This window comes from Sphaerospermopsis sp. FACHB-1194 (genome assembly GCF_014696235.1).
In the GTDB taxonomy this organism is placed as follows: Bacteria; Cyanobacteriota; Cyanobacteriia; order Cyanobacteriales; family Nostocaceae; genus Sphaerospermopsis; species Sphaerospermopsis kisseleviana.
The window spans coordinates 48,471-56,288 of the sequence record NZ_JACJPU010000037.1 but is presented as its reverse complement, the minus strand read 5'-3'; the positions used below and the strand labels follow the sequence as shown (position 1 = coordinate 56,288).

Genomic DNA, 7,818 nt, shown 5'->3' with positions numbered 1-7,818 from the left:
AGCTAGTTTAATTTTGGCTTTATGCTTATTGCTTGAACATGAAGCCTTTTTAGAGTAGATATTAGATAATCTTTGCAGTTTAGCTAAGTTCTGTTTGTAGTGTTTAGGATTAGCAAAAGTAATACCATGACTGAAACTCCGATTTTTTTAGCAAATTCATGAGGTTTAAACATAAAGTCACTCATAGGTTTGTCTATGAGTGTACAGGTTTGTCTATTAAATTGTCAACTTAGGACAAGCTCGCTCTCTTAACTCCTCAATTCTACTTTGTGCAGGTATCTTTAAACGATCATTATATAACTGAGAATTGCGATCGCCGTTGGCTTTTTTGGGAGCGGAGGGGTGCCAAAGGTGAATGAAAGGCAACCACCCCCCTTCAGATATTTTACAAGTGCGTAAACGATCTAAAAATTCAGTGTCTTCTCCCCCCCATCCCCAAAAGTCTTGATCATGTCCACCAATGTCCCAGTAAGTAGATTTGTGTAATGCTAGAGGGGTAGGATTATTTTCAACTATTTTCTCTACATTTATGCCAGATACCAATTCCTGGGCATTAACTATATGTTCAGTTGACTGACTATCAACATAAAAAATTAATCGTGCTAACCTGGCACTAGAAATTTTACCTAAAACTTGATTACATTCAATGACAAAATTAATTGGAACAACAAAGTCAGCATCTAAAATAATTAGTTTTTCAGATTTAGCTTCTCTAGCCGCTTTATTCAGTGCGGAACTCTTATTAAACCCCTTCTCAGGTTGCGGGTTGACTTGATGAAAATAACGAACATCAGTGGGCAACTTATTTGTCAACAGAGGTTCGGGGGATTGTTCAACAACAATGATTTCGTAATCAACATCAACTTGGGCACGGGCTGAGGCTAAAGCCAATTCAAATTGCGGAAAACGCTCTATACCGCCAACAACAAATAAAATTGAACAATCTGGCTTGTTTGATAAATTACTTTTAGATTCAAAGTTGAGTTTTACAGGATATAGTTGTAAAACGTGCTGTAGAATACCTAACCCCACCCCGGGAAAAACCCGTGAAACTGTTAGCTGGGAAGAAAATTGCCACTGACAAATTCGCCCCCCGGTAATTAGATCAGGTTGCAAAACTTCAGAACGATTACACAGATCCAACCAGCTTAAACCCAGCAATTGGGCTAATTTAGGGGATCTTAATACTAACTCCGTTTGCCAGCGCTCGTTCAGCCAACATCCTAACTGCTCTTTTAATGTTACCATCGGTTATCTGTCTCCTAGTTTTTTGGCAGGGACTCCACCCCAGATTTCGTAGTCAGGAATATCATGATTAACAACTGCATTAGCACCGACTACAGCACCATTGCCAATAGTAACCCCTGGCAACACGGTTACACCAGATCCTAACCACACATCATTCCCTAGGATTACACCAGTACGGTTTTGATCTGATGGTTGGACTTTAATCGGTAAACTCCTGTGTTTTTGATGATTACTGGCAACTAATGTACAGAATTGGCTGATCAGACAGTCTTCCCCAATCTGGATGTCACCACCCCCAGCTCGTAAATTATTGTACTGCCCAATCCAAGTGCGATCGCCAATGATAATATTGCCGTAGCCATTCAGGGGATCCCCAAATGCCAGTATATTTCCTTGACTGATGGTGACTTGTCCTGTAAGTTTTAGTCGTTGAGGTTCGTGATTGATCAAAATCACATCATTACTAATTTTCGCTTTGGGAAACCCTTGACGTATTCGGTCAACCTTAGCCAAGTGAAAACGACGTTCTCCTAAATCTCGGATTAACAGCGGATCCCGCAGTTGCCAGATTCCTTTAAGTAAGGATAAAAACATTTTTACTCAAGCCGATCTAACTGTTGCGCTATATTCCAAAATTCGTTTTCTCTCTGGGATGTTTGTTTGTCACTCCAACTATGAGGCCATTCTCCCCCCGGATCACAGCTTGGGCCTGTGCGCTCCAACCAAATTCTAATTCTCTCAGCATTAGCCTTACCCAATAGTTTATCTAAACGGTTATTTAACGACCCACTGTCTATATTGACAGGTAATATTGTTGAGGCAGATGTTGTTAAAATTTGCTCAAAAATCTTATTCCATTGCTGAACAGAAACAGGATGGGAATATTTTTTATTAATCGTTTCCCAACCACTTTGTTTTATTCTCTGGGATAAATCTTGATCTTGATAAAGCCGGATAATTTGTTGGCTAGCCGCTGCACAATCACCGACATCAAACATTAGACAATTCTCGTCATTTTTTAATGCTCCCTCTAGACCGCTGCCGACATAACGAGAGGATACAACTGCCACACCCCAAGCCATTGCTTCCCAAATAACGATTGGGCCTGTTTCCCAACAGGATGGCATTAACAAGGCATCGGCCTGAAAATAGGCTTTTTCCCACAGTTCATGGGAAGGGACATGGCCTAAAAATGAAACCTCTCCTGAGTTAATAAATTGTGATAAACGATCACGTAGTCTGATTTCTTCAGGTCCAGTACCCACAATTTTCAAGTGGAAGGGAATCTGTTGACTGCTTAAGTTCTCCAGAATAGCGGGTAAGTCATGTACTCTTTTTTGTTGCTGCTCTAGTCTTCCGACAAAAATAATTTTAAATGTTTTTTCGGATTTGCGAGGGGTTAAAGGCCGAGTTGGCGCTCCACAGGGAGCGTAAAATACTGATGATTTATCTAGGCTAGAATAATCCTCTGCTAACTTACAAGCCAATTTATTTGTACAAACTACGGCATCCAGGGAATTTTTAAATAGTTTCATGTCGGCAAATAGGTCTTCCTGAATACCGTGACAGGTCATCACAATTTTAGCTTGAGTTTCACCCCGACTTCTGAGTTCTGCTGTAGCGGCGATCGCATCAGGAATATTAACCGTCACCACAATATCCGGTGAATATTCTTGAATTGCCCTTTGCACCGCCCACCGTCGTCCTTGGGGAGTTCCAGTTTTGCAGGTAATGGCGATCGCGCTTTCACAGGGATGAACTGCTAAATAGTCAGCGACTCGATGATACCGAGTCCCTTCTACTAGCCCCAAGGTAGTGCGCCACCCCAGTTGTTTTAGACCAGGTAACAGATAGTCTAACCAAGTTGCCAAGCCACTAAGGGTGTAAGCGGAGGGTGCAATAAAAAGAATGTGAGGATTCATACAAATATGCTAGTAATAATACATAAAGAGTTATTCTTTTCTCAACCAAAGGCTTGCCCCCGAATTTTTCAGACACAGTGGCATATATTCTTGTAATATTTCCGGGTAGCGAACTGCTAAAGCATTTCCCCAAAGCTTTATTTTGAAATTCTGGTTAAACATTAAGAGCGCACGCAATAAATATGCCTCATTCCACGACCGCCCTCCCCTGACCCATTCCTCTAAGTATTCAAATGGATAAAAAATATCATGAAAATGAATCCATACCCCCGATTTAAGCCTGGGAAGCACGTCAAAAACCAGAAAGTTAACATCACTTACCGCCTTGGAAACATGGGATGAGTCAATCAATAAAATATCTCCCGGTTGCAAACGCTCAAACAGTTCTAGATCCTGTTCTTGTACCTTCTCTTGAATAATTGTTATTCTTGACCTATCCGCGCTTCGCAAGTTTCTTATTAGGCGATCAGGGTAGGGTTCAATAAATATACAATTAATTGAGTTATCTAAAAACTGCTCATTCACATCTAGAATTAACGAAGATGAAAAACCAGACCCAACTTCTATCAAATTTTTCGGCTTTAAATACCTGAGTAGGGAGTAAAGTATAATTCCATCCGCATAAGTGAAAAAACCATTTTCATAAAAATAACGATTATTGTTGTCTGTGCGCTGATGTTCTGAGAATGGTATATCTTTATAAAAACGATTTGCTAAATCTTTTAGTAAAGAAATTTGCTCAGACCAGTAAAGCTCAATTCCGCCAATATCTTTTACCTGCGAAGGATCTATTCGATTATCGAAATAATTTATTAAGTCTTCATGATCTGGAATGGGAGAGTAGTAATGTCCCGGCAAAAATTCTTGTTGATATTTCCATTTTTCCAGTTCTTTTAACAGAAAATCTCTTTGTGCGATAAGACTACGAAATCCTGGCAACCTTTTAATAACTTGCTTAAGCATTTTGGCTATTTATATTAATTGTTTATATTAAAGATTATATTATTCGGCAGTATCAAGGTCTTTCAAAACTTGGGAAATTTCCTCCAGCAAAGACTCAGAATGATGACGATAAAATAACGGACACTCTTCTCCACCAGGGGGAATGGGTGACCCCAACAGAAACCTACGGAGGCGACGTAACCCGTCAATGACACTGGCTGGAATCCCCAACTGTTCTAATCTTCCAGTTGTGGTGGGAATTTTGGGTAAAGGAGACGAACTTAAAAGCGGAGGGCGAGCCATGACTTGTTCTAAAGTTATGTTCCAACTAGTGAGGGAATTTTCCCAAGTATAGGGCTGTCCATGCACTTGCCCATTGCTAGACAGGCGGTGTCGTAAATCACCATCCTCGGCTAAACGCTGAATTTGTTGAGCCGCGCCAGCCATATCTCCCACAGGGAAGGACAAACCGGTTTCGTTTTCTTTGACTAAACCTTCGGCGTAAAAGCCGACATAACGGGAAGTGACCGGTATTACACCGTGCATCAATGCTTCCACAATCACAATGCCAAAGGCTTCCGATGAGGATAGTAAAATCAGTACGTCAAGGTTGGGAAATATTTCTTGATAAACAACCTCGCGAGACAAAGCTCCGTGGAGTTTAACTTGGGGAGCTTTACCCAAAGCTTCATTGAGTTGAGCAAAACAAGATCCGTCCCCGACAATATCTAATTGATAATTTAGGTTCAGCTTTTCGAGTTCTTGATACAGGGTAATTAAATCCGGCGATCGCTTGTCAAGGGTGGTTAAGCGACCAATATATCCTATGCGAATAGGCTTTGCTTTTCCTGATGAGATTGGACGTTGTGAACTGCATTTTGGCTGATTAGCACCGTTGGGGATATGAGTCACTCTGTCTGATGCAAACCCTCCCCAGTTAATTAAAACTCGTTTGGTTAGCTCTCCGGGGCAAATTACTTGGTCAATCCCATCCCGGTAACTCCTGAGATCGGCAAGCATTGGCTCTAAGTTTCCCTGAGCATGAATTACTAAACGAGTATCTAGCCCTTTTTGCTTGCTGCGAATCCCAGCCTCATAAGCATCGGCGATTCCCAATGGAATCACTATGTCAGGTTTAACTCCTTCAATACAGCGCATTAATGCCCGCACTCTACCTTCTCGATTACAGCCCCGTCCATCGACTTCAATGGTTTTTAGCTGGGGATGAACAGCACGATAGCGCTCTGGTTGGTTAAACTGTTGTCCTCGCAATAACCCGACTAATACTTCAAATTGATGCGTTGTTAAATATTCATAAATTTCATCAAGCCATGTCTCCACGCCGCCTGCGATCGAACTAGTTGGCATCAAAAACAAGAACCGTTTGGGATAACTCATGTCTAACTAGTCAGGCCTTCCAATTCAATAAACCGTTTAACTTGATTGACAAAATTTTGGTGACTTAATTCTTTTTCCCCAACCCAAGCAACCGTTTTAGCGGAGGCTTCATAAAGACTGGTATTTTCCGCTAGGGCGGTAATTTGTTCAGCAATGATTTTTGGATCTAACGAAGTACAAAGCGCACCCAATGGATACTGGGCGTAAAAGTCCACCAATGAACCATATTCAGGCACGTGGGCAAAAATTGGACGGCCGAGGTTAACATAGGTACTGAGTTTAGTGGGGAAGGAGAGTTGAGCCAAGGGTTTGAGGTAGGAAGCAAAGGGATAAGGAACATAGAGCAAATCGCACTCAGCTAGTCGTTGTCTAACTTCATCAGTGGTTCGCCAACCTAAGTATTCAACATGGGCGGGGCTTGTACAGGGTAGGGTGATTTTTCCCGACATGACAATCAATTTAATTAGCTTGTTACCCCCAACTTGCCAATTGATATAAGCCAGAGCTGCAAACAACGCTTGCCAAGCATCAGGGGCATACATCCCCCCGGAAAAGCCGATGCGGAATTCATCGGTTGATGAATATTCAGTCCGAGCTATTACCTGATTAGATAGTCCATGACGGATAATTTCACAACGGGCTGTGTAGCGTTGTTTATAGCTTTGAGCCATAGTTTCACAAATCACACCAGTCTTAACTGATTTTTTCAGGAGTAGACCAAATCTCTTTCGGGTGCGAAATCGCATGGTAGCGTCAAGTCCACGCTGTTGGGTGAGGTAATCAATGTCATCCCAGACCTGGGTGTATAAAGGTAAATCACACTTTCCCATCAAACCAAACAGGGCATCAACCACCACAGTCATATTCAAAATGCCCCAGATACGAGTGATACCTAATTCCCTCACTTGCTCCTCGATCTGGCTAACTAGGACTTTGATCTGTCTATCGTAAAATAGTAATCGTTCACCCGCACAGACTAAACCCCCCAAACGCCCACCCCAACGCCGAACGGCATGTTCTGGGGGAGATTTTAGCGGAAAAATTGTATTCAACTGCTCACTATTACCCCTGGTTTCCTCGGTAAAGGTCTCCCCAGTTAAAAGAGGAGCAACAATAAACTCTTCTCTTTTGAGGCAGGTCAACATATCCCGCAACAAGATTTCTCCCACGTTAGCCCCTCCAGGGACAACGGAACCAATAACAATTAATGTTTTTGTCATCGCTGCAATAGGTACATGGTAGCCATTTCCTGGAAAATGCTATCTAAACTGCGGGTAATTTGCCAGTCGGGAAAATGGTTGTGAATTTTACTTAGGTCACTAATATAACAAATGTGATCGCCTTCGCGATTTTTATCGACGTAAACGGTTTTGAACGGTTTATTTAAAAGCTGTTCCGCCTTGGCGATCGCCTCAAGGACGGAAATACTGTTTTTTCTACCACCACCCAGATTATAGACTTCACCGCAACGGGGATGTAAATAAAATTGATGCAACAAAGCACAGACATCAGAGGCGTGGATATTATCCCGCACCTGTTTACCTTTATAACCGTAGATTTTATATTCTCTTCCTTCCGCACAGGCTCGCACCACATAAGCTAAAAAACCATGGAGTTCAGCAGCGCTGTGGGCTGATCCCGTCAGGCACCCGCCGCGAAAACAGGCGGTTTTCATCCCAAAGTAGCGGCCATATTCCTGTACCATCACATCCGCTGCTACTTTACTCGCACCAAATAAACTATGTTTACTCTGGTCAATGCGACAGGTTTCGGTAATACCGCCATAGTCCTGGGGATTGGCATAGTCCCAACGGCTCTCTAGTTCCACCAATGGCAACTCATTGGGGGCATCACCATAGACTTTGTTAGTGCTGAGGAAACAAAACACTGCTTCAGGGCAAGCCCTTCTGGTTGATTCCAGCAAGTTTAGTGTGCCAACGGCATTAACATCAAAATCATCAAAGGGACGACTGGCGGCTAAATCGTGGGAGGGCTGGGCTGCGGCGTGAATAATCAGGTCAAATTTTTGTTCTGAAAAGAGGTTCAGAATAGAGGGGCGATCGCGGATATCAAGGGAGAAATGCTGATACTCCGGACAGTCAACTTGTAACTGCTGCAAATTCCAGGTAGTGTCACCGTCTTTGCCAAAGAAGTCGGCTCGCATATTATTGTCAATACCTGTAACCTGCCAGCCCAGTTGGGTGAAATAACGCACCGATTCAGAGCCGATTAAGCCAGCGGAACCGGTGACTAACAGTTGCTTATCAAAAGGCATATTGAAATAAGTAAAACTAACTTGACACTAAGC

At 42.5% G+C, this 7,818-nt stretch carries 7 protein-coding genes; all 7 read right to left on the bottom strand.

Annotation, left to right across the window (positions count from 1 at the left end; all coding sequences use genetic code 11):
- Positions 1-216 precede the first annotated feature (216 nt).
- The 7 genes from H6F45_RS19140 to H6F45_RS19110 are packed head-to-tail and all read right to left on the bottom strand — an operon-like array spanning position 217 to position 7,785.
- Positions 217-1,248 (bottom strand): galactosyltransferase-related protein, encoded by a 1,032-nt coding sequence (locus H6F45_RS19140; RefSeq protein WP_190348103.1) that lies wholly within the window; start codon positions 1,246-1,248, stop codon positions 217-219.
- Positions 1,249-1,251: 3 nt separating this feature from the next.
- Positions 1,252-1,842, bottom strand: a complete 591-nt coding sequence (locus H6F45_RS19135) for an acyltransferase (RefSeq protein ID WP_190348102.1) — start codon at positions 1,840-1,842, stop codon at positions 1,252-1,254.
- A gap of 2 nt (positions 1,843-1,844) precedes the next feature.
- A complete protein-coding gene (locus H6F45_RS19130; RefSeq protein ID WP_190348101.1) occupies positions 1,845-3,170 on the bottom strand; it encodes a glycosyltransferase family 4 protein in 1,326 nt (441 codons plus the stop codon).
- A gap of 30 nt (positions 3,171-3,200) precedes the next feature.
- Positions 3,201-4,133: a class I SAM-dependent methyltransferase gene (locus H6F45_RS19125; protein WP_190348100.1), complete on the bottom strand. Its 933-nt coding sequence runs from the start codon at positions 4,131-4,133 to the stop codon at positions 3,201-3,203.
- A gap of 39 nt (positions 4,134-4,172) precedes the next feature.
- Positions 4,173-5,510 (bottom strand): glycosyltransferase family 4 protein, encoded by a 1,338-nt coding sequence (locus tag H6F45_RS19120; RefSeq protein ID WP_190348099.1) that lies wholly within the window; start codon positions 5,508-5,510, stop codon positions 4,173-4,175.
- 2 nt (positions 5,511-5,512) lie between these two features.
- Positions 5,513-6,730, bottom strand: coding sequence for a hypothetical protein (locus H6F45_RS19115; protein WP_190348098.1), 1,218 nt, complete (start codon positions 6,728-6,730; stop codon positions 5,513-5,515).
- The gene (locus tag H6F45_RS19110; RefSeq protein WP_190348097.1) at positions 6,727-7,785 is read right to left on the bottom strand and encodes an NAD-dependent epimerase/dehydratase family protein; all 1,059 of its coding nucleotides are present in this window, start codon (positions 7,783-7,785) and stop codon (positions 6,727-6,729) included. Before H6F45_RS19110 ends, H6F45_RS19115 begins: the two co-directional genes overlap by 4 nt.
- Positions 7,786-7,818: the final 33 nt, after the last annotated feature.